Raw genomic sequence first — 20,880 nt, forward strand, 5'->3', positions numbered from 1 at the left:
TGGTTTTTTCCAGGGCGAGCTCCAGCAATGGATCCCGCCCTTTTTTGTGCACCAAGCAACCTTATGCAAAGCAGCAGCACTCTATTCCCCGTGGCCCTGCTCAGTGCCGAACGCCGCGGCGACCTCAGCGAAGACGTGTACCGGATCAAGGCCGGCAACAGCCCTGACCCCAGCGTCGAGCTGGCTGTCACCCGCCTGGGGCTGGCCGATCAGGGCCAGGCCCAGGGCGTACCGGTCATTCTCCTGCACGGCAGCTTCTCCAACCGCCGCTTCTGGTATTCCCCCAAAGGGGTTGGCCTGGGCGCCTATCTCGCCCGCGCCGGCTTCGATGTGTGGATCCCGGAAATGCGCGGCCATGGCCTGTCGCCGCGCAACCATGACTGGAAGCACAACAGCGTTGCCGCCTATGCCCGCGATGACCTGCCGCTGATTGCCGCGTTCGTGCGCGAGCAGTCGGGCCAGACGCCGCACTGGGTCGGCCATTCCCTGGGTGGTACGACCCTGGCGGCAGCGCTGGGCGGTGGCTTTCTGCCTGCCGAGCAGGTGGCCAGCGTGGCGCTGTTCGGTACCCAGATCAGCCGCGTGTACTGGCCGTTGAAGGTGCCGCCCCTGGCCTGGGGGGCGAAGCTGCTGCTCAAGCGCTGGGGGCAGATTTCCGGGCCGCGTTTCAAGCGTGGGCCGGAGGATGAGCCGATCGGCCTGGCCCTGGAAAGCATGCGCTGGCATGGCCTGTTCGGGCGCTTTGGCGACAAACAGAGCGACTGGTGGGCGGGGCTGGCCAAGGTGGATGTGCCGCTGCTGGCCGTGGCTGGTGCGGGGGACTTCCAGGACCCGGTGTGGGCCTGCCGCAAGCTGTTCGAGCAATTTGGCGGTGAGCGCAAGCAGTTTCTGCGGCTGGGGCTCGAGGAAGGCTTCGACGCTTTCGGGCATGTCGACATGCTGGTGAGCAAGGCCGCGCAGGTGCAGGTGTGGCCGCTGGTGGAGCGTTGGCTGCGGGATCCGCTGGTGCCGGTGCATGAATCCACGGTGGTGGCGGAGCCTGTGCCCGCCAGTTGATTCTGCTGTATCTGTACTGGCCCTATCGCCGGCAAGCCAGCTCCCACAGGAGTACCACTAGCCTGAAGCCAGCGGGGTCCTGTGGGAGCTGGCTTGCCGGCGATAGGGCCGGTACAGGCAAAACATGACCGTTCGGTCCTGGATGACTGCAACGGGCTCTACGGTGTAGCCTTGGCCGATACCCGCTTTCGTTGTGACTGACAGGAGCTTCCCATGCAGCATTACGTTACGCCCGACCTGTGTGATGCCTACCCGGACCTGGTGCAGGTGCTGGAACCGATGTTCAGCAATTTCGGCGGCCGCGATTCGTTCGGTGGCCAGATCGTCACCATCAAGTGCTTCGAAGACAACTCGCTGGTCAAGGAGCAGGTCGAGCTCGATGGCAAGGGCAAGGTCCTGGTCGTCGATGGTGGCGGCTCGCTGCGTCGCGCACTGCTCGGCGACATGCTTGCCGAAAAGGCTGCCAAGAACGGTTGGGAAGGCCTGGTGATCTACGGCTGTGTGCGTGACGTCGACGTGCTGATCCAGACCGACGTCGGCGTGCAGGCCCTGGCCAGCCACCCGATGAAGACCGACAAGCGCGGCATCGGCGACCTCAACGTGCCAGTGACCTTCGCCGGGGTGACCTTCCGCCCGGGCGAGTATGTGTATGCCGACAACAATGGCGTGCTGGTCTCGCCAAGCCCGTTGAAAATGCCTGAGTAAGGCGCCGCCCGCGCTGATGGAGCTTTGATGTTCGAGGAAGACAACGCGCAGTGGGGGCTGGTGCACGCCCTGGTGCTCGATGGCAAAGGTGGCGCGCGCTCGATTGCCCGTACCGAACTGGACGACCTGCAGCTGCAACCCGAGCAAAGCCTGTGGCTGCACTGGGATCGCAGCCATCCGCAAACCCGCACCTGGCTGCTGCACGACAGCGGCCTGAGCGCGTTCGCCTGCGAGCTGCTGCTGGAAGAAAACACCCGGCCGCGCCTGCTGCCCATGGCCGATGAACAGTTGTTGCTGTTCCTGCGTGGGGTCAACCTCAACCCGGGTGCAGAGCCGGAAGACATGGTCTCGGTGCGTATCTTTGCCGAGGCGCAGCGGGTCATCTCGCTGCGCCTGCGGCCGTTGCGCGCCAGTGACGAGATTCTCCAGCAGCTGGAAGAGGGCAGGGGCCCGAAATCGGCTTCCGAGCTGTTGCTGCTGATGGGCGAACTGCTCACCGAAAAGGTTCAGGGCCTGGTCAGCGACCTGTCCGAACTGGCCGACATTGAGGAAGAAAAGGTTGAATCCGACGAACGGTATACCCCGGAGAACGGCAGCCTGCAGCAGATCCGCCGGCGTGCCGCCGGTCTGCGGCGTTTTCTTGCCCCGCAGCGGGAAATCTACGCCCAGTTGTCGCGCAGCAAATGGAGCTGGTTCGCCGATGCCGATGCCGATTACTGGAACGAGCTGAACAACAGCCTCATCCGCTACCTCGAAGAGCTGGAACTGACCCGCGAACGTGCCGCGCTGGTGCTGGAAAGCCAGGATCGCCGGCGTAGCGAGCGCATGAACCGCACCATGTACCGCTTCGGCATCATCACCTGCATCTTCCTGCCCATGAGCTTCATCACCGGGCTGCTGGGCATCAATGTCGGCGGCATCCCCGGGGCGGAAAACCCCTATGGTTTCCTGTTCGCCTGCATCGTCGTGCTGGGGCTTGCGGTGGGGCAGTGGTGGCTGTTTCGGCGGTTGCGGTGGGTATAGATGCTCATTGACCTGCACCGGCCCTATCGCCGGCAAGCCAGCTCCCACAGGTACACCACAGGTTTCAAGGCTTGTGGTACCCCTGTGGGAGCTGGCTTGCCGGCGATAGGGCCAGTGCAGGCAAGCGTCATTCATTTTGAAACACTCGTCCCAATGCGATGTGTGACCCATCGACCGGCCATCTCGTCTCTGACTGACACTGCGCGAGGTGCCCATGCACGATCCGTTTGAAGAATCCCTGCGCGACCTGCTCAAGGCGTCCCCCTCCGGCAATGACCGGGACGACCGGGACGACGCCGCTTGCCTGGGTCGCGTGCTGAAAACCGCCAACCGCCAGGTTGGCGCGGGCGATCTGTTCAGCCTGCTTGGCCGCTGGAGCCAGGCGCTGCTGATCGCCGTGAACAATGGCGCGGCGCATGTTGCGCCGGTGCGTCGACACTCTTCCCGCAACGCTGCCAACGGCAGCAAAGCAGATAAGGCCGATTGAATATGGAACTCGATCTCTGGACCCAGAGCCTGGTCACCGCCATGACTGCCCTTTGGACCAAGGTAGCGAACTTCATCCCCAACCTGTTTGGCGCGCTGGTCGTGGTGCTGCTCGGTTTCGTGGTGGCCAAGCTGCTCGACACGCTGCTGTCCAAACTGCTGGCCAAGTTCGGCCTGGACCGCCTGATGGCCGGCACCGGCCTGACCAAGATGCTCGGCCGGGTCGGCATCCAGGTACCCATCTCCACCCTGATCGGCAAGATCGTCTACTGGTTCGTGCTGCTCATCTTCCTGGTCTCGGCCGCAGAGTCGCTGGGCCTGGAGCGGGTTTCGGCAACCCTCGACATGCTTGCCCTTTACCTGCCGAAGGTGTTCGGCGCAGCCCTGGTGCTGCTGGCCGGCGTGCTGCTGGCCCAGGTGGCCAACGGCCTGGTACGCGGCGCTGCCGAAGGCATCGGCCTGGAGTACTCGGCAGGCCTGGGGCGTATCACCCAGGGCCTGGTGATCATCATCAGCATCTCGGTGGCCATCAGCCAGCTGGAGGTGAAAACCGACCTGCTGAACCATGTGATCGTGATCGGGCTGATTACCGTTGGTCTGGCCGTTGCGCTGGCAATGGGCCTGGGTAGCCGCGAAATCGCCGGGCAGATCCTGGCCGGCATCTACGTGCGCGAACTGTATCAGGTGGGCCAGCAAGTGCGAATTGGAGAGGTCGAAGGGCACATCGAGGAAATCGGCACGGTCAAGACGACGCTGCTGACCGATGATGGCGAACTGGTTTCGCTGTCCAATCGCGAGTTGCTTGAGCAGCGAGTCAATAGCCGCTAACCGCACAAAGCTGTTAATGTATGCCGCCGCGAAAATCGACCCACGGGGTCGCGCGGCGACATTGACCTGACTGTCGGCCAGATCCGTTTTGAATAAAGTTCATTCGCCGCCCATGCGTTATGACCCTCGCGAGCTCACCGACGAAGAGTTGGTGGCGCGTTCGCATGAAGAGCTGTATCACGTTACCCGCGCCTATGAGGAGCTCATGCGGCGCTACCAACGGACCCTGTTCAACGTCTGTGCGCGTTATCTGGGGAACGACCGTGACGCGGACGATGTCTGTCAGGAAGTCATGTTGAAAGTGCTGTACGGGCTGAAGAACTTCGAGGGTAAGTCCAAGTTCAAGACCTGGCTCTACAGCATCACCTACAACGAATGCATTACCCAGTACCGCAAGGAGCGCCGTAAACGTCGGCTGATGGATGCCTTGAGTCTGGACCCTGTCGAAGAGGCGTCCGAAGACAAGGCTCCGAAGCCGGAAGAAAAAGGCGGGCTGGACAAATGGCTGGTGCATGTGAACCCGATTGACCGGGAAATCCTGGTGCTGCGTTTTGTCGCAGAGCTGGAATTTCAGGAAATTGCCGACATCATGCACATGGGCCTGAGCGCGACAAAAATGCGCTACAAGCGCGCGCTAGACAAGCTTCGGGAGAAATTTGCCGGCCTCGATGAAACTTAGTGGCGTGCAAATATCTCTAACGAACCGGCGAGTTCTGCTAGACTTGCCGTCGAGTTGTCCCCCTTGTTTGTGGTGGGACTGCTTAACTATCACCAGATGGGGATTTAACGGATGAAATTGAAAAACACCTTGGGCTTGGCCATTGGCTCGCTCGTCGCTGCTACTTCGTTCGGCGTTCTGGCTCAAGGCCAAGGCGCTGTGGAAATCGAAGGCAACGTTACCAAGCAGTACTACGACAGCGAACGTAACTTCAAGAACGACGGCACCAATCCTGGTGTTCGCCTGGGCTACTTCCTGACCGACGACGTTTCCCTGGACCTCGGCTACAACGAGACCCACAACGCTCGTGGTGAAGTCTTCAACAAAGACATCAAAGGTTCCAAGGCCAAGCTCGACGCTACCTACCACTTCGGTACCGTTGGCGACGCTCTGCGTCCGTACGTTTCCGCCGGTTTCGCTCACGAGAGCCTGGGCCAGGCCACTCGTAGCGGCCGCGACCACTCCACCTTCGCCAACGTTGGCGCTGGCGCCAAGTGGTACATCACCGACATGTTCTTCGCCCGTGCTGGCGTAGAAGCCATGTACAACATCGACAACGGCAACACCGAGTGGGGCCCGACCGTTGGTGTTGGTCTGAACTTCGGCGGTAGCCCGAAGCAAGCTGAAGTCGCTCCGGCCCCAGTTGCCGAAGTGTGCTCCGACTCCGACAACGACGGCGTTTGCGACAACGTCGACAAGTGCCCTGACACCCCGGCCAACGTTACCGTTGACGCTGATGGCTGCCCGGCTGTTGCCGAAGTCGTTCGCGTTGAGCTGGACGTCAAGTTCGACTTCGACAAGTCGGTCGTCAAGCCAAACAGCTACGGCGACATCAAGAACCTGGCTGACTTCATGAAGCAGTACCCACAGACCACCACCACCGTGGAAGGTCACACTGACTCCGTCGGCCCAGACGCTTACAACCAGAAGCTGTCCGAGCGTCGTGCCAACGCTGTCAAGCAGGTCCTGACCCAGCAGTACGGCGTAGAATCCAGCCGTGTTGATTCGGTTGGCTACGGCGAAACCCGTCCGGTTGCCGACAACGCCACCGAAGAAGGCCGCGCTGTCAACCGTCGCGTTGAAGCTCAGGTAGAAGCCCAGGCCAAGTAATTGGTTTGAAGCTTCATGAAAAACCCGGCTTCGGCCGGGTTTTTCTTTGCCTGGGATTTATCCGGTCTCAAAGCCTGCACAATGCCTGTAGGAGCAGCCTTGCGCTGCGAAGAGGCCATTACAGCAACAGAATACCATTGCCCTTACCGGCCTCTTCGCAGCGCAAGGCTGCTCCTACAGGGATGGCGTTCAGCCCGTGACTGCGATCAGCCCCAGGGCCTGCTGTTCTCCAACCACCTCCCCAATCACCAAAATCGCCGGGCTACGCAAGCCAAACCCCCGCGCATCCTCGACCATCCCCCGCACATCGCTCCTGCATTCCCGCTGCTGCGGCAACGAGGCATTCTCGATCATCGCCACCGGCGTCGCCGGTGCCATGCCCCCGTCCAGTAACCCTTGGCGCACCTGCTCCAGCCTGGCCACGCCCATGTACACCACCAGGGTCGTCCCGCCCTGGGCCAAGGCCGCCCAGTTCAGTTCGCTGTCGTCCTGGGTATGGGCCGTGACCAGCGTCACGCCACGGCTTACGCCACGTGAGGTCAGGGAAATACCGCATTGCGTGGCGCCGGCCAGGCCGGCGGTAATGCCATTGACCACTTCCACCTCGATACCATGCCCCTGCAACCACAGCGCCTCTTCACCGCCGCGGCCGAAGATGCACGGGTCGCCGCCCTTGAGCCGCACCACGCAGCGCCCTTGCCGCGCATGGCGCAGCATCAGGCGCTGGATGAATGCCTGCGGCGTGGAGCGACAGCCGCCGCGCTTGCCCACGGCAATCACCCGGGCCTGTGGGCAATGCTCCAGCACCGCCGGGTTGACCAGGTCGTCGATCATCACCACAGCGGCTTGCTGCAATGCGCGTACAGCCTTGAGGGTGAGCAGTTCGGGGTCGCCAGGACCAGCACCAACCAGCCAGACTTTCGCATTCATCAGGGTTTCCTCATCGGCAAGGTGCGTTCAGCCCTTGAGCAGGGTGAGCAGCAAAATCAGGTTGAACAGCAAGGACAGCAGGGCCAGGGTGCGCCAGACCTTCAACGGTTCGCGCTCCAGCAACGGCCGTGGCCGGGTGGGCAGCTCCTGGCGGTCGCCACGTTCGAGCAGCAGTAGCCAGTGTTCGGCGGTTTCGAAGCGCTGCGCCGGGTCGGCTGCCAGTGCCTGCTGCAGGTTGTGCTGCAGCCATTCCGGCAGGTCAGGGCGGTAGCGCGCGGCGTTGACCGGCTGGCCGAAGCGTGGGCGCTGGAAGGCCTCCACCTCGCCGTAGGGGTAATGCCCGGTCAGCAGGTGATACAACGTCACACCCACGGCATACAGGTCCTGGCGTGGGTTGGGCGGCTGGCCGTCGAACGCTTCCGGGGCAATGTATGACGGCGTACCCGGCAACTCGTGCAGCGGGTCTTCGGACAGGCCCGGGCAGTAGGCCAGGCCGAAGTCCAGCAGGCGCAGCTGGCCATCGCTGCCCAGGTGCAGGTTCTCTGGCTTGATGTCGCGGTGCAGCAGGTTGCGCCGGTGCAATACGCCGACCGCCTGCAACAGTTGCCGGGCCAGCTCCAGCCACTGCGGCATGGGCAGCGGGCCATGCTCGGCCAGCAGCGCCGCCAGGCTCTGGCCGGGGTATTCGCGCATCACGTAGTACAGGTGCTGGCGCTGGCTGGCGGTGTGCAGCTCGGGGAAGTGCCGGCCAGCGACCCGGCGCAGGAACCATTCTTCCAGCAACAGCCCTTGCGCCGCACCGGGCTCCTGCCCGCGCGCGGGTGGCAGTGTCTTCAGCAGCCAGGCTCGGCCCTGACCATCGCGCACCCGGTACAGCAGCGACTGGCGACTTTGCGAAAGCAGCTTTTCGGCTTGCCAGCCATCGATTACCTGGCCTTCACGCAATGGGCCGGGCACCGGCCATTGCTGCAGTTGCGCCAGGGTGTCACCCAGGTTGGCAGTGCCCAATTGCTCGACCTGCACCAGCAAGGCACTGGCGTTGTCCTGGCTGCCGTTCAGGTGCGCGCTGGCGACCAGGGTATCGACGGCCAGTTGCAGGTCGGGTTGCTCGCGCAGCACCGCCTGGATGTGCTGGTCGCCCAGGCTGGCCCATACGCCATCGCTCAACAACAGGAAGCTCTCGCCTGGCTGCAGCTCGCCTTCCAGGTAATCCACCAGCAGGTGCTGGTCCAGGCCCAGCGCGCGCTTCAGTACATGCTGCATGCCAGGCTGGTCCCATACGTGATCTTCGCTCAGGCATTGCAGGCGCCCGGCGTGCCAGCGGTACACGCGGCAGTCGCCCACGTGGGCCAGGGTAAAGCGTCGGCCGCGCAGCACCAGCGCGCTGAGGGTGGTCAGCAGTGGCTGGCCACTGCCTTGGGCGCGCAGCCAGCGGTTTTGCGCCAGCAGCAGGCGGTCCAGTGCCTGGGCCACGCTCCAGGTCGCGGGGGTGGCGTAATAGTCCAGGGCCAGCGCCTGCAGGCTGGCACGGGCTGCCAGGCCGCCATCGGCACATTGGCTGACGCCGTCGGCGAGGGCGAACAGGTAGCCTTTGCTGGCGGCCAGCTCCGGCGCCGGGGTAACCAGGCGCAGGGCGTCCTGATTTTCCTCGCGCGGCCCGGTGGCGCTGGCCTGGGCAAAGTTCAGTTGCAGGCTCATGGCTGTGCCTCAGACTCGCGCCGCGGTAACCGCAGCCGAGCCCCAGGTGGTGCGCCAGCGCTGTTTCACGCCGTGCAGGCCGAACCAGGCCAGCAAGCCCAGGCTGGCGAACAGCCACAGCCCCAGTTGGTAGTCACCGGTGTGCTGCTTGATGGTGCCAAGCCCGGCGGCCAGCAGGAAGCCTCCGATGCCGCCGGCCATGCCGATCAGCCCGGTCATCACGCCGATCTCCTGGCGGAAGCGTTGCGGCACAAGCTGGAACACCGCGCCATTGCCGGCCCCCAGGCCGAGCATGGCGCTGACGAACAGGGCCAGTGCGGCGGCGGCGCTAGGCAGGTTGAAGCCGACTGCAGCGATGCCGATGGCCGCCACGCTGTACATGCCCAGCAGGGTGCGGATGCCGCCGAAGCGGTCGGCCAGGGCGCCGCCGAGCGGGCGCATCAGGCTGCCGGCGAACACGCAGGCAGCGGTGTAGTAGCCGGCGGTGACCGGGCTCAGGCCATACTGGTCGCTGAAATAGCCGGGCAGGGCGCTGGCTAGGCCGATGAAGCCGCCGAAGGTGACGCTGTAGAAGAACATGAACCACCAGCTGTCACGGTCGCCCAGGGCCTTGAGGTAGTCGGCCATGGCTTTTGGCTTGGGCCGCTGCGGAGCATTGCGTGCCAGCAGGGCGAACACCAACAGGGCCAGCGACAGCGGGATCAGCGCGAAGCCGAACACGTTGTTCCAGCCAAAGCCCGCAGCCAGCGCCGGGGCCAGCAGGGCGGCGAACACTGTGCCGGAGTTGCCGGCACCTGCAATGCCCATGGCTTTGCCTTGGTGCTGTGGCGGGTACCATTGCGAGGCCAGCGGCAGTGACACAGCGAACGAAGCGCCGGCAAAGCCGAGGAACACGCCCAGCAGCAGCGCTTGTTCATAGCTGCGCACGCCCAGGTGCCAGGCAGCGGCGAGGGCGACGATGACCACCACCTGGCCGATCAGCCCGGCGGTCTTGGGCGACAGGCGGTCGACCAGCACGCCCATGGCGAAGCGCAGGATCGCCCCGGCCAGGATCGGCGTGGCCACCATCAGGCCCCGTTGTTGTGCACTCAGCTGCAGATCGGCGGCAATCTGCACCGCCAATGGGCCAAGCAGGTACCAGACCATGAAGCTGAGGTCGAAGTACAGGAACGCGGCGAACAGCGTGGGCACATGCCCGGATTTCCAGAAGCTGGTACTCATCGAACACCTCACTCGGCAATGCAACGGAACGAAAAAGACGCCGCTACCCGCTCCACGTGCGTGGAGGGGAGAGCGACGTCTTTGTCGGGGATTAAGTGGGGCAACCGCCGTTGGCTACCGGTGATATTTGTTCAGCAAGAGATGGGCCAACTCTGAGAAGTTGCAGTCCCCTTGTAGGAGCGGCCTTGTGTCGCGATGGGCTGCGCAGCAGCCCCAGGATCTAAGCTTCGCGGCAGAGATTACCGGGGCTGCTGTGCAGCCCATCGCGACACAAGGCCGCTCCTACAGGGGACCGCTTGAAGCAGGTTGCTAGCCCAGCATCTCGTGCATGGCAATGATCTGCTCGGCCACCTGGATCAGCTTCTGCTGCCGGCTCATGGCCTGGCGGCGCATCAGGGTGTAGGCCTGTTCTTCGTTGCAGTCCTTCATCTTCATCAGCAAACCCTTGGCCTGCTCGATGCGCTTGCGCTCGGCCAGTTGTTGGTCGCGCGCAAGCAGCTGCGCCTTCAGCGCCTGGTCGCTTTCGAAGCGGGCCATGGCCACGTCCAGGATCGGTTGCAGCCGCGCGGCATGAATGCCTTCAACGATGTAGGCGCTGACCCCTGCCTGGATCGCCTGGCGCATCACCCCGGGGTCGTGCTCGTCGGTGAACAGCACGATTGGCCGTGGCTGGTCACGGCTGACCAGGACCACCTGTTCCATCACATCGCGGTCCGGTGAGTCGGTATCGATAAGCACCACGTCCGGGCGCACCGTTTCAACGCAGGCGGGCAGGTCGATGGTCAGGCCTGGGGCTTCGATGACCTCGAAGCCGGCCTCGCTCAAGGCCGCCTTGAGGCGGCCGAGTTTGCTCTGGGTGTCGTCGATCAGCAGGATGCGCAACATGAATGGTCCCCCTCACGCGCCGACACGGGCATCGGGCAGGTCGCCCAGCGCATGCAGGCTGAAGCTGCGGGCATAGCCGTAGGGGTCGCTGCCGTCCCAGCGGCTGCCATCTATCAGCAGGCTGCTGCGCATCGGCTGCTCGGGGCAGGCCACGCCGAGGCTTTGTGCCGCCTCGCCATACAGTGCCAGTTGCTGGACCTGGCGCGCCACGCCGAGGTAGTCGGGGTCATCGCGCAGCAAGCCCCAGCGGCGGAACTGGGTCATGAACCACATGCCGTCGGACAGGTACGGCAGGTTGGCCCGGCCGTGATCGTGCAGGCGCAGGGCGTGCGGATCTTGCCAGTGATTACCCAGGCCATCGTGGTAGCTGCCGAGCAGTCGCGGCTCGATACTTGCCAGCGGAGTGTCCACGTAGGCGCTGCTGCTGAGCAGTTGCGCAGTGCTGCGGCGGTTTTCCGGACTTTGCTCGATGAAGCGGCTGGCGGCGAGTACCGCCTTGATCAGCGCGCGGGCGCTGTTGGGGTATTGCTCAGCAAAGGCGCGGGCGCAGGCCAGGACTTTTTCCGGGTGGTCCGGCCAGATCGACTGGCTGGTGGCCAGGGTGAAGCCCTGGCCCGTGGCCACTGCGTCGGCAGCCCAGGGTTCGCCCACGCAGAAACCGTCGATGCGCCCGGCCTGAATATGCGCAGCCATTTGCGCCGGTGGTACCACCACGCTGTCGACGTCGCGCAATGGGTGGATGCCCTGGCTGGCCAGCCAGTAATACAGCCACATGGCGTGGGTACCGGTGGGGAAGGTCTGGGCGAAGGTGAGGCGTGCGCCATGCTGGTGCACCAGGCGCGCCAGTGCTTCAGGGTTGGTCACGCCTTTGCGCTGCAGGGCCGGGGACAGGTTTATGGCCTGGGCGTTCTGGTTCAGCCCCATGAGCACGGCCATGGCGCTGGCCGGTACACCGCCGATGCCCAGGTGCACGGCGTACACCAGGCCATACAGGCAGTGCGCCGCATCCAGTTCGCCGCTGACCAGCTTGTCGCGCAGCCCGGCCCAGGAGCCCTGGCGCTTGAGGTTGAGGGTAAGGCCGTGCTGCTGGGCGAAGCCTTGGGTGGCGGCGACTACCACCGAGGCGCAGTCGGTCAGGGCCATGTAGCCGATGTTCAGGCTGGGCTTTTCCGGCGCGTCGCTGCCGTTGACCCAGGCCAGGGGCGTTGCTCGGGGTGCAGTGTTCACAAGGTTCCTCGCCCGTACCGATAAGGCTGTGGGCTTTTCCGGTGCAACCGATGTGCCATCTGGCAGCATCCCTGTGGGGCAACTGCCCTGTGCCGCCTGCATTGGCCTCATCGCCGGCAGCCAGCTCCCACAGATACAGCACAGGTTTCAGCCCTTGTGTTGTACCTGTGGGAGCTGGCTTGCTGGCGATGGGCTGCGCAGCAGCCCCACGATTTGCTGTCATGCCGGCCCCACGCTGGCTATAATCGCCCCCTCATTCACCCCGAGCCTTGCCCGCCCATGTATACCCTGGCCCGCCAGCTGCTGTTCAAGCTTTCCCCGGAAACCTCCCACGACCTGTCCCTGGACCTGATCGGCGCCGGTGGCCGTCTCGGCCTCAACGGCATGCTGTGCAAGCAGCCGGCGGCTTTGCCGGTTACGGTCATGGGCTTGAACTTCGCCAACCCGGTGGGCCTGGCGGCCGGCCTGGACAAGAACGGTGCGGCCATCGACGGTTTCGCCCAGCTGGGCTTCGGCTTCGTCGAAATCGGCACCGTCACCCCGCGACCGCAGCCGGGCAACCCCAAGCCGCGGCTGTTCCGCCTGCCAGAGGCAACGGCCATCATCAACCGCATGGGCTTCAACAACCTGGGCGTTGATCACCTGCTCGGCCGGGTACGGGCTGCGCGTTACAACGGTGTGTTGGGCATCAACATCGGCAAGAATTTCGACACCCCGGTGGAGCGTGCCGTCGATGACTACCTGATCTGCCTGGACAAGGTGTACACCGAGGCCAGTTACATCACGGTCAACGTCAGTTCGCCCAACACCCCGGGCCTGCGCAGCCTGCAGTTCGGCGATTCGCTCAAGCAACTGCTCGATGCCCTGGCCGTGCGCCGCGAGCAACTGGCCGGCACGCATGGCAAGCGCGTACCTCTGGCAATCAAGATTGCCCCGGACATGAGCGACGAAGAAACCGCCCTGGTGGCCGCGGCGCTGATCGAGTCGGGCATGGATGCGGTGATCGCCACCAATACCACGCTGGGCCGTGAAGGTGTCGAAGGCCTGCCGTACGGTGGCGAGGCGGGTGGCCTGTCGGGTGCGCCGGTGCTGGAAAAGAGCACCCATATCGTCAAGGTGTTGGCGGGTGAGCTGGGCGGCAAGCTGCCGATCATTGCCGCTGGCGGCATTACCGAAGGCCGCCATGCCGCCGAGAAGATCGCTGCCGGGGCGAGCCTGGTGCAGATCTACTCCGGCTTCATCTATAAAGGGCCGGCGCTGATTCGCGAGGCGGTGGACGCTATCGCGGCAATGCCACGGGTTTGATCGGCAATAAAAAAGGGCCCCATCAAGGGGCCCCTGGGCCTTCGCCCGCCGCCCGGATAGGGCGTGCATGGTGAATCGAATTCAGTGTCCTCGTTCAGCCAACGGCGTGATTTTCGTTGAGTCTATGGATGCCAGCGGTGCCAGTCATTCCGTCCCAGTTATCACCGCGACCTTCACGCCAGCCGTTGATCCAGGCTTGGCGAACAGAAGGAAGATTGAAGGGGCAAAGTTCGCGGGATTTGCCGGTGACCCCGTATTGGTAGCCACGTGAATATGCTCTTTCCAACGGATCACGCTTAAGTCTTCTCATAGGGTGTTGCCCTCACTTGTTGACTGTAATGTCCCGTCGGCCTCTCCGAGGCCGGGCAGAGTCTTTCTGCCGGTGTGCGCTCGCTGCCGGCGTGGCGAGCTGAAAGTGCCACCTCGTTGCGAAGTGGCCTGAGACCAGTTCTATCGAATGCGAGTCACGGTGTGAATGATCGATTTGTCATAAGCACGTAACCTTTCCAAGGGTGAGGGGATAAGTAAATAAATGCGACTCAACCTTGTTTAGCGTTGAGCCCGCTATGATCAGGGTTTGCCGATCATTGACGTCATTTCGCCAGCGTTGCTTGCGGATGACAGAAATAATTTGAAATGCGACGAAGGGTCACATCGGCCCTGGTATCGCCAGAATTTTTCATACTGCCTGATGATCTAAGCTGTCTTTGCCACTGGGCCAAGCACAGATCGGTCAGGCGGCCCGGCCTTTCATCGCACGCTCGCGTGTCGGGAAGGGCCACCCGCACGCCTGCTGGAAAGGTGTGCGGGCAAACATCGCGGGGCGATGCGTCGCCCCGTCAGTCAAATAGCCCAAGGCGCTGGATTACTCATGTCGGACCGTTTCGAACTTTACCTCACTTGCCCTAAAGGCCTGGAAGGCCTGCTTGCCGAAGAGGCGCGGGGCCTCGGCCTGGATGACGTGCGCGAGCACACCTCGGCCATTCGCGGCGCCGCCGACATGGAAACCGCCTACCGTCTGTGCCTTTGGTCACGCCTGGCCAACCGGGTGCTGCTGGTACTCAAGCGCTTCTCCATGAAGAACGCCGACGACCTCTACGACGGCGTGCACGCGGTCGACTGGGCCGATCACCTGACAGCCGACGGCACCCTGGCGGTTGAGTTCAGCGGCCATGGCTCGGGCATCGACAACACCCACTTCGGTGCGTTGAAGGTCAAGGACGCGATCGTCGACAAGCTGCGCAACCGTGAAGGCCTGCGCCCGTCGGTGGAAAAGATCGACCCTGATGTGCGCGTGCACCTGCGCCTGGACCGTGGCGAAGCCATTCTCTCGCTCGACCTTTCCGGGCACAGCCTGCACCAGCGTGGCTACCGCCTGCAGCAAGGCGCCGCGCCGCTGAAGGAAAACCTGGCGGCGGCGGTACTCATCCGCGCCGGCTGGCCGCGCATTGCCGCCGAAGGTGGCGCGCTGGCCGACCCGATGTGCGGTGTGGGTACCTTCCTGGTCGAAGCGGCGATGATCGCCGCCGATATCGCGCCCAACCTCAAGCGTGAGCGCTGGGGCTTCAGTGCCTGGCTCGGCCACGTACCGGCATTGTGGCGCAAGGTGCATGACGAGGCGCAGGCGCGGGCACAGGCCGGTCTGGCCAAGCCACCACTGTGGATCCGTGGCTACGAGGCCGACCCGCGGTTGATCCAGCCAGGCCGCAACAACGTCGAGCGTGCCGGCCTGGGCGACTGGGTGAAGATCTACCAGGGCGAGGTCAGTACCTTCGAGCCGCGCCCTGACCAGAACCAGAAAGGCCTTGTCATCAGCAACCCGCCCTATGGCGAGCGCCTGGGTGACGAAGCCAGCCTGCTGTACCTCTACCAGAACCTCGGCGAGCGTCTGCGCCAGGCCTGCATGGGCTGGGAGGCGGCGGTGTTCACCGGCGCGCCGCAGCTGGGCAAGCGCATGGGTATTCGCAGCCACAAGCAGTACGCGTTCTGGAACGGCGCCTTGCCGTGCAAGCTGCTGCTGTTCAAGGTGCAGCCCGACCAGTTCGTTACCGGCGAGCGCCGCGAGGCGCAGCCTGAAGGCGCGGAAACCCGCCAGCAGGCAGCACCGGCCAGCGAGCCGGCGCGCCTGTCGGAAGGGGCGCAGATGTTCGCCAACCGCCTGCAGAAAAACCTCAAGCAACTGGGCAAGTGGGCCCGCCGCGAGCAGGTCGATTGCTACCGCCTGTACGACGCCGACATGCCCGAATATGCCCTGGCGGTCGACCTGTACCAGGACTGGGTGCACGTGCAGGAATACGCCGCGCCACGTTCGGTCGACCCGGACAAGGCCCAGGCACGCCTGCTTGACGCGCTGGCAGCCATCCCGCAGGCCCTGGGCATTTCGCCGCAGCGTGTGGTGCTCAAGCGTCGCGAGCGGCAGAGCGGCACGCGCCAGTACGAGCGCCAGGCGACCGAAGGCCGCTTCCAGGAAGTTAACGAAGGTGGCGTAAAGCTGCTGGTCAACCTCACCGACTACCTCGACACGGGCCTGTTCCTGGACCATCGCCCGATGCGCATGCGCATCCAGCGCGAAGCAGCCGGCAAACGCTTCCTCAACCTGTTCTGCTACACCGCCACGGCCACCGTGCACGCGGCCAAGGGCGGCGCGCGCAGCACCACCAGCGTCGACCTGTCGAAAACCTACCTGGACTGGGCGCGACGCAACCTGGCGCTCAATGGCTTCTCCGAGCGCAACCGCCTGGAGCAGGGCGATGTGATGGCCTGGCTGGAAGGCAACCGCGACAGCTATGACCTGATCTTCATCGACCCGCCGACCTTCTCCAACTCCAAGCGCATGGAAGGCGTGTTCGATGTGCAGCGTGACCACGTGCAACTGCTGGACCTGGCCATGGCCCGCCTGGCGCCGGGTGGCGTGCTGTATTTCTCCAACAACTTCCGCAAGTTCCAGTTGGACGAGCACCTGATGGCGCGTTATGCGGTGGAAGAGATCACGGCCCAGACCCTGGACCCGGACTTCGCGCGCAATAACCGTATCCATCGTGCCTGGCGTCTGCAGCTTCGTTGAGGCGACGAGGTACATTGCGCGGCTAATGGCCAATAGCTATAACTGAGGGCAGGGCAAGATAATCCGCAGGACGCTGACGTGACGAGATGGGTGTATGTCAAAGGGTGGCGTGCGTGCGCGGTTGCTTGGCCTGTGCACAGAGGCAGTGTCCGCCTGGGCGGTGGCCGTGGTCGCCCTGATCGTGGGTGGCCTGTTGACGGCCGTCCTGGCGTTAGCCACGCAAACCTTCTACAAGCAGCAACTGCGCCAGCGCTTCGAGCTGCTGGCCAGCGAGCGTTTCAGCCGTATCGCCGAGCGGTTTGATGAACAGCAGCAGCGCCTGGACGGGCTGCGGCGGTTTTTCAGCTTTTCCAACGAAATCACCCCACACGAGTTCGACGGCTACGCCCGGCCATTGCTGCAGCGGACCCTGGCCTACGCCTGGGCGCCGCGTGTCGAGGCCGCGCAACGCGCCGAGTTCGAGCGCCAGGCCAGTGTGCATTTCGGCCCGGGCTATGTGATCCGCGACCAGGATGAACAAGGCCAGTGGCACCCATCCCCCCAGCGCGACCATTACTTCCCGGTACTCTATACCCAGTCGGGTGAATTGCCCGGGCTGCCCTATGGTCTGGACCTCGCCGGCCAGGAAGTGCCCTTGGCGGCACTGGCGCGGGCGCTGGGGCCCGGCAGCATGGCGGTGTCCGAGCCACTGCCCATGTTCGATACCAGCTCGGATGCGCGTGGCCTGCTGATGGTGGCGCCAGTGTTTTCCGATGCCAACCCCCGCGGCGCGGCAATGGGCTATGTGATGGCCCTGCTGAGCATGCGTGAACTGGTCAGTGACGGGCGCCCGGTTACGGCACACGATAACCTGGTGGTGCGTATCGTCGACCCCACCGGGCTGCATGGCCCTGAGGTGATGTTCGATTCACAGAACCCGGTCGCACCTCTGCCGCTGGCCATCAACCAGTTGTTGCACCTGGCTGACCACCACTTCCAGCTGAGTATCCGGCCGAGCCTGGCCTTCGTGCGCGCCAACCGCTCCTCCGCGGTGCTGGCGGTAAGCCTGCTGGGCGGCTTGTTGAGCCTGCTGCTCAGTGTGTTGCTCTACAGCCTGTTCAGCCAGCGCCAGCGCGCCTTGGCCCTGGTAGAGCAGCGTACCGCCGAGCTACGGGTCAGCGAGCAGTCACTGCGTGGTACCCATAACCAACTGCGCAGCGTGCTGGATGCCGCAACCCAGGTGGCGATCATCGCCACCAACCTCAAGGGCTTGGTCAGCACCTTCAACGCCGGTGCCGAGCGCATGCTCGGTTACCCGGCCAGCGAGGCAATCGGCAAGCTGCGCCTGGAGGACCTGGTGTTGCCCGAGGAGTTGAGCCTGCGTGCCCATGCCTTGAGCCTGCGTTTCGGCCGGCCGATTGCAGGTGGTCAGGCCATGTTTGCCGAAACGGTGCAGGAGCATGGTGCCGAGCCGGGGGAGTGGACCTTGTTGCGCGCCGATGGCAGCCAACTGGTGGCCAACATGCTGGTCACCGCCATGCTCGATGAGCAGGGGTTATGGATCGGTTACCTGGCGATCTGCATCGATGTCACTGAACGGCGTCGGGTGCATGAGGCGCTGGCGGCGCGTGACCGCCTTCTGGAAAAACTCAGTGCCGAGGTGCCGGGCGGCATCTACCAGTACCGCCTGGATGGCAACGGCCATTCCTGTTTTCCGTACGCCAGCAAGGGCCTGTACGACATCTACGAAGTCGATCTGCAGCAATTGCGCGAGGATGCCACGGCGGTGTTCGAGCGCATCCACCCGGATGACCTCGAGCGCGTGCGCCGCTCGGTGCGTTACTCGGCCGAACACCTGTCGCCCTGGCGTGAAGAATATCGGGTCTGCCTGCCGCGTGCCGGGCTGCGTTGGGTGCGTGGCGAGGCGACACCGGAGGTGGGCGAGCAGGGCTGCACGTTGTGGCATGGCTACCTGACCGATATCTCCGACCTCAAGGGTGTGGAGGAAGAGTTGCGGGCGCTGTCGGTGACCGATTCGCTGACCGGCATCCATAATCGCCGTTACTTTCAGGAGCGGCTCAAGCTCGAGCTGGAACGGGCCCAGCGCGATGGCCAGGCACTGGCGGTCATCATGCTCGATATCGATCACTTCAAGCGCATCAACGACCATTTTGGCCATGCTGTCGGCGATCGCGTGCTGCGCAGCCTGTGCCTGCGTATCAGCCAGCGTTTGCGCCGTACCGATGTTTTCTGCCGGTTGGGCGGCGAGGAATTCATGGTGCTGTGCCCGGGGAGCGATGCCGAGCAAGCGCGGCTGCTGGCGCTGGAACTGTGGCATGGGGTGCGCAATGTGCCAGTGGAAGGCGTGGGCAGGGTGACCGCGAGTTTTGGTGTGGCGGGTTGGCGACCGGGGGAAGGGGCCGATGCCTTGCTGTTGCGGGCCGATGCAGGCGTGTATGCGGCCAAGCAGGCCGGGCGTGACCGGGTAGAGGGGGAGTTGGCCTGATCGTTTTTGGTTGTCGGTGCCGGCCTCTTCGCGGGCTTGCCCGCTCCCACAGGTACTGCACCGTTATTGAACTTGGTGCAATACCTGTGGGAGCGGGCAAGCCCGCGAAGAGGCCGGTACTGGCTGCCTGTACCTATCAGTTGGCCGCAGTGCTGCCGGCCAGTTTCGGCTGGCGGTACAGGTCCAGCAGCACCTGGTCGAGCACCTGCGAGGCGCCCCACGGTTTCGGATCGTTGAGGATCGCCGCCACCGCCCAGGTATGGCCGTTGCTGTCGCGGCTGAAGCCGGCAATTGCCCGCACGGTATTCAGCGTGCCAGTCTTGATGTGCCCTTCGCCGGTCATGGCGGTACGCTTCAGGCGCTTGCGCATGGTGCCATCCATACCCACCAGCGGCATCGAGCTCATGAACTCGGCAGCATAAGGGCTCTTCCAGGCAGCCTGCAGCATCGCGGCCATCTCCCGGGTGCTGACCCGTTCGGCACGCGACAGGCCGGAACCGTTTTCCATCACCAGGTGCGGCGCGGTAATGCCCTTCTTCGCCAGCCACTGGCGCACCACGCGCTGGGCGGCGCGGGCGTCGTCACCGTCGGCATCGGTGCGGAACTGCGCGCCAAGGCTCAGGAACAGCTGCTGGGCCATGGTGTTGTTGCTGTACTTGTTGATGTCGCGGATCACTTCCACCAGGTCTGGCGAGAAGGCACGGGCCAGCAGGCGAGCGCCCTTGGGCACGTTCTCGAAGCGGTCGCCACCCTGGATGCTGCCACCCAGCTCGTTCCAGATCGCGCGCACGGCACCGGCGGCGTAGGTTTGGTGGTCGAGCAGCGACAGGTAGGTCTGCGAGTTGCAGCCGTCACCCAGCTGGCCACTGACCGTTACGCTGATGCCATCGGCCTGCTGCACCGGGTTGTAGCGCACGTCACCCGAGCACTGTTTGGAGGCCACCGCCTTGACCTGGTTGTCGATACGGATGCTGGCAATCGGCGGTTCGACCGCGATGGTGACCTTGCCGCCATCGTTGCGGGCCACGAAACGCAGGGCCTTGAGGTTGACCAGCAGCGAGTCGGGCTTGACCAGGAACGGCTTGTTCTCATCGCCACCGTCGTCGTTGAACTGCGGCAGGTTGGGCTGCACGAAGTGGCTGCGGTCCAGCACCAGGTCGCCGGTGATGGTGCGCACGCCATTGGCGCGCAGGTCACGCATCAGCAGCCACAGCTTTTCCATGTTCAGTTTCGGGTCGCCGCCACCTTTGAGGTACAGGTTACCGTTGAGTACACCGTTGCTCAGGGTGCCGTCGGTGTAGAACTCGGTTTTCCACTGGAAGGTCGGGCCGAGCAATTCGAGGGCGGCGTAGGTGGTGACCAGCTTCATGGTCGAGGCCGGGTTGACCGAGACATCGGCATTGAACATGGTCGGTGTGCCGGGGCCGTCAAGCGGCAGCATCACCAGCGACAGGGCAGAATCCTGCAGCTTGTTGGCCTTGAGGGCCTGCTGCACCTTGGCAGGCAGCGTGGTGTTGACGGCGGCGGCCTGGCTGGGCAGGGCGAGTGGCAACAGCAGGCCGGCAAGAACGAGGGGACGAAGCGTTTTGATCATGATCGATAAATACCCTACGGCGAGGGAAAAGGGCATTGGGGCTGTAAGGAATGATGGCCCCAGGGTGAAAGAATACGCATTATGCCCCAAGCGCAGCGACGATGCGCCACGTTCGACGGAAAAGCACCCCCAATAAAAAAGGCCACCCCTGAGGGTAGCCTTTTCAGCGATCGAGCCGGGCCGGTATTACTCGGCCTTGTTGATCGGCTTTTCCGGGTACCAGGCGTCCAGCAGCGGGCTGACCTCGATCTTGGTCAGTTCGCTACGGCCTTTGAGCCAGGCTTCAACGGCTGCACGCTGTTCTTCGCTGACCGAGCCGCGTTTGACCGAGCACACCAGGCCGAAATCGTCACCGCCTACATAGTCCAGGCCATTGGCGTCCATGGCTTCTGCCAGGAACGCGTCGAGGAAAGCATCGATTGCCTGGTCATCCAGATCTTCCTTGAATTCCAGGTTCAGCTCGAAGCCCAATTCCTGAAACTCGTCGACACACAGCTTCTTGCGCAGACGACGGGAGCGGTTTGTGGCCATGAAACAATCCTCTT

Annotated in this window: 18 protein-coding genes; 10 read left to right on the forward strand and 8 right to left on the reverse strand. The window is 63.9% G+C overall.

Annotation, left to right across the window (positions count from 1 at the left end):
• The first annotated feature begins 63 nt into the window (after positions 1-63).
• The 7 genes from GYA95_RS04160 (at position 64) to GYA95_RS04190 (ending at position 5,926) form a co-directional block, all read left to right on the forward strand.
• Entirely contained in the window at positions 64-1,056 is a 993-nt protein-coding gene (locus GYA95_RS04160) for an alpha/beta fold hydrolase (protein WP_015269494.1), read from the forward strand.
• Between the two features lie 213 nt (positions 1,057-1,269).
• A complete protein-coding gene (gene rraA / locus GYA95_RS04165; RefSeq protein WP_015269495.1) occupies positions 1,270-1,761 on the forward strand; it encodes a ribonuclease E activity regulator RraA in 492 nt (163 codons plus the stop codon).
• Between the two features lie 27 nt (positions 1,762-1,788).
• Entirely contained in the window at positions 1,789-2,784 is a 996-nt protein-coding gene (locus tag GYA95_RS04170) for a zinc transporter ZntB (protein WP_013971669.1), read from the forward strand.
• 214 nt (positions 2,785-2,998) lie between these two features.
• Positions 2,999-3,271 (forward strand): hypothetical protein, encoded by a 273-nt coding sequence (locus GYA95_RS04175; protein ID WP_004376140.1) that lies wholly within the window; start codon positions 2,999-3,001, stop codon positions 3,269-3,271.
• Between the two features lie 2 nt (positions 3,272-3,273).
• Positions 3,274-4,098, forward strand: coding sequence for a mechanosensitive ion channel family protein (locus GYA95_RS04180; protein WP_004376138.1), 825 nt, complete (start codon positions 3,274-3,276; stop codon positions 4,096-4,098).
• Between the two features lie 112 nt (positions 4,099-4,210).
• Positions 4,211-4,777, forward strand: coding sequence for an RNA polymerase sigma factor SigX (gene sigX, locus GYA95_RS04185; RefSeq protein ID WP_003248665.1), 567 nt, complete (start codon positions 4,211-4,213; stop codon positions 4,775-4,777).
• Positions 4,778-4,888: 111 nt separating this feature from the next.
• Positions 4,889-5,926, forward strand: a complete 1,038-nt coding sequence (locus GYA95_RS04190) for an OmpA family protein (protein ID WP_004376136.1) — start codon at positions 4,889-4,891, stop codon at positions 5,924-5,926.
• A 189-nt stretch (positions 5,927-6,115) separates the two neighbouring features.
• Here GYA95_RS04190 and cobA read toward each other — a convergent pair whose 3' ends face one another.
• From cobA to GYA95_RS04215, 5 genes are all read right to left on the reverse strand, one after another.
• Positions 6,116-6,856, reverse strand: a complete 741-nt coding sequence (gene cobA / locus GYA95_RS04195; protein WP_015269496.1) for a uroporphyrinogen-III C-methyltransferase — start codon at positions 6,854-6,856, stop codon at positions 6,116-6,118.
• 27 nt (positions 6,857-6,883) lie between these two features.
• The gene (locus GYA95_RS04200; protein ID WP_015269497.1) at positions 6,884-8,554 is read right to left on the reverse strand and encodes a bifunctional protein-serine/threonine kinase/phosphatase; all 1,671 of its coding nucleotides are present in this window, start codon (positions 8,552-8,554) and stop codon (positions 6,884-6,886) included.
• 9 nt (positions 8,555-8,563) lie between these two features.
• A complete protein-coding gene (locus GYA95_RS04205; protein ID WP_015269498.1) occupies positions 8,564-9,775 on the reverse strand; it encodes a nitrate/nitrite transporter in 1,212 nt (403 codons plus the stop codon).
• Between the two features lie 309 nt (positions 9,776-10,084).
• A complete protein-coding gene (locus GYA95_RS04210) occupies positions 10,085-10,660 on the reverse strand; it encodes an ANTAR domain-containing response regulator (protein WP_013971673.1) in 576 nt (191 codons plus the stop codon).
• Between the two features lie 12 nt (positions 10,661-10,672).
• Positions 10,673-11,887, reverse strand: coding sequence for a CmpA/NrtA family ABC transporter substrate-binding protein (locus GYA95_RS04215; RefSeq protein ID WP_015269499.1), 1,215 nt, complete (start codon positions 11,885-11,887; stop codon positions 10,673-10,675).
• A 279-nt stretch (positions 11,888-12,166) separates the two neighbouring features.
• On the opposite strand from GYA95_RS04215, the gene GYA95_RS04220 reads away from it, so the two are divergent.
• Positions 12,167-13,192, forward strand: coding sequence for a quinone-dependent dihydroorotate dehydrogenase (locus GYA95_RS04220; RefSeq protein ID WP_015269500.1), 1,026 nt, complete (start codon positions 12,167-12,169; stop codon positions 13,190-13,192).
• Positions 13,193-13,286: 94 nt separating this feature from the next.
• On the opposite strand, the gene rmf is transcribed toward GYA95_RS04220, so the two are convergent.
• Positions 13,287-13,502, reverse strand: a complete 216-nt coding sequence (gene rmf, locus GYA95_RS04225) for a ribosome modulation factor (protein WP_003248687.1) — start codon at positions 13,500-13,502, stop codon at positions 13,287-13,289.
• A 561-nt stretch (positions 13,503-14,063) separates the two neighbouring features.
• Here rmf and rlmKL point away from each other — a divergent pair.
• Positions 14,064-16,256 (forward strand): bifunctional 23S rRNA (guanine(2069)-N(7))-methyltransferase RlmK/23S rRNA (guanine(2445)-N(2))-methyltransferase RlmL, encoded by a 2,193-nt coding sequence (gene rlmKL, locus GYA95_RS04230; RefSeq protein WP_015269501.1) that lies wholly within the window; start codon positions 14,064-14,066, stop codon positions 16,254-16,256.
• A 94-nt stretch (positions 16,257-16,350) separates the two neighbouring features.
• Complete coding sequence (locus GYA95_RS04235; protein WP_015269502.1) at positions 16,351-18,741, forward strand: sensor domain-containing diguanylate cyclase; 2,391 nt, start codon at positions 16,351-16,353, stop codon at positions 18,739-18,741.
• Positions 18,742-18,877: 136 nt separating this feature from the next.
• On the opposite strand, the gene dacB is transcribed toward GYA95_RS04235, so the two are convergent.
• Together dacB and GYA95_RS04245 are read right to left on the reverse strand one after the other, a co-directional pair.
• Positions 18,878-20,335 carry a D-alanyl-D-alanine carboxypeptidase/D-alanyl-D-alanine endopeptidase gene (dacB, locus tag GYA95_RS04240; RefSeq protein ID WP_015269503.1) on the reverse strand — a complete coding sequence of 486 codons (1,458 nt, stop codon included), beginning with the start codon at positions 20,333-20,335 and terminating at the stop codon, positions 18,878-18,880.
• A gap of 186 nt (positions 20,336-20,521) precedes the next feature.
• Positions 20,522-20,866: a YggL family protein gene (locus GYA95_RS04245; protein ID WP_004376110.1), complete on the reverse strand. Its 345-nt coding sequence runs from the start codon at positions 20,864-20,866 to the stop codon at positions 20,522-20,524.
• Positions 20,867-20,880: the final 14 nt, after the last annotated feature.

It is taken from the genome of Pseudomonas asiatica (assembly GCF_009932335.1).
GTDB classification, from domain to species: domain Bacteria; phylum Pseudomonadota; class Gammaproteobacteria; order Pseudomonadales; family Pseudomonadaceae; genus Aquipseudomonas; species Aquipseudomonas asiatica.

Coding starts and splice junctions, on each gene's coding strand:
- sigX (WP_003248665.1), top strand. CDS start 4,211: ATGCGTTATGACCCTCGCGAGCTCACCGACGAAGAGTTGGTGGCGCGT.
- GYA95_RS04190 (WP_004376136.1), top strand. CDS start 4,889: ATGAAATTGAAAAACACCTTGGGCTTGGCCATTGGCTCGCTCGTCGCT.
- GYA95_RS04220 (WP_015269500.1), top strand. CDS start 12,167: ATGTATACCCTGGCCCGCCAGCTGCTGTTCAAGCTTTCCCCGGAAACC.
- GYA95_RS04170 (WP_013971669.1), top strand. CDS start 1,789: ATGTTCGAGGAAGACAACGCGCAGTGGGGGCTGGTGCACGCCCTGGTG.
- rraA (WP_015269495.1), top strand. CDS start 1,270: ATGCAGCATTACGTTACGCCCGACCTGTGTGATGCCTACCCGGACCTG.
- GYA95_RS04175 (WP_004376140.1), top strand. CDS start 2,999: ATGCACGATCCGTTTGAAGAATCCCTGCGCGACCTGCTCAAGGCGTCC.
- GYA95_RS04200 (WP_015269497.1), bottom strand. CDS start 8,554: ATGAGCCTGCAACTGAACTTTGCCCAGGCCAGCGCCACCGGGCCGCGC.
- rlmKL (WP_015269501.1), top strand. CDS start 14,064: ATGTCGGACCGTTTCGAACTTTACCTCACTTGCCCTAAAGGCCTGGAA.
- GYA95_RS04205 (WP_015269498.1), bottom strand. CDS start 9,775: ATGAGTACCAGCTTCTGGAAATCCGGGCATGTGCCCACGCTGTTCGCC.
- dacB (WP_015269503.1), bottom strand. CDS start 20,335: ATGATCAAAACGCTTCGTCCCCTCGTTCTTGCCGGCCTGCTGTTGCCA.
- rmf (WP_003248687.1), bottom strand. CDS start 13,502: ATGAGAAGACTTAAGCGTGATCCGTTGGAAAGAGCATATTCACGTGGC.
- GYA95_RS04235 (WP_015269502.1), top strand. CDS start 16,351: ATGTCAAAGGGTGGCGTGCGTGCGCGGTTGCTTGGCCTGTGCACAGAG.
- cobA (WP_015269496.1), bottom strand. CDS start 6,856: ATGAATGCGAAAGTCTGGCTGGTTGGTGCTGGTCCTGGCGACCCCGAA.
- GYA95_RS04180 (WP_004376138.1), top strand. CDS start 3,274: ATGGAACTCGATCTCTGGACCCAGAGCCTGGTCACCGCCATGACTGCC.
- GYA95_RS04210 (WP_013971673.1), bottom strand. CDS start 10,660: ATGTTGCGCATCCTGCTGATCGACGACACCCAGAGCAAACTCGGCCGC.
- GYA95_RS04160 (WP_015269494.1), top strand. CDS start 64: ATGCAAAGCAGCAGCACTCTATTCCCCGTGGCCCTGCTCAGTGCCGAA.
- GYA95_RS04245 (WP_004376110.1), bottom strand. CDS start 20,866: ATGGCCACAAACCGCTCCCGTCGTCTGCGCAAGAAGCTGTGTGTCGAC.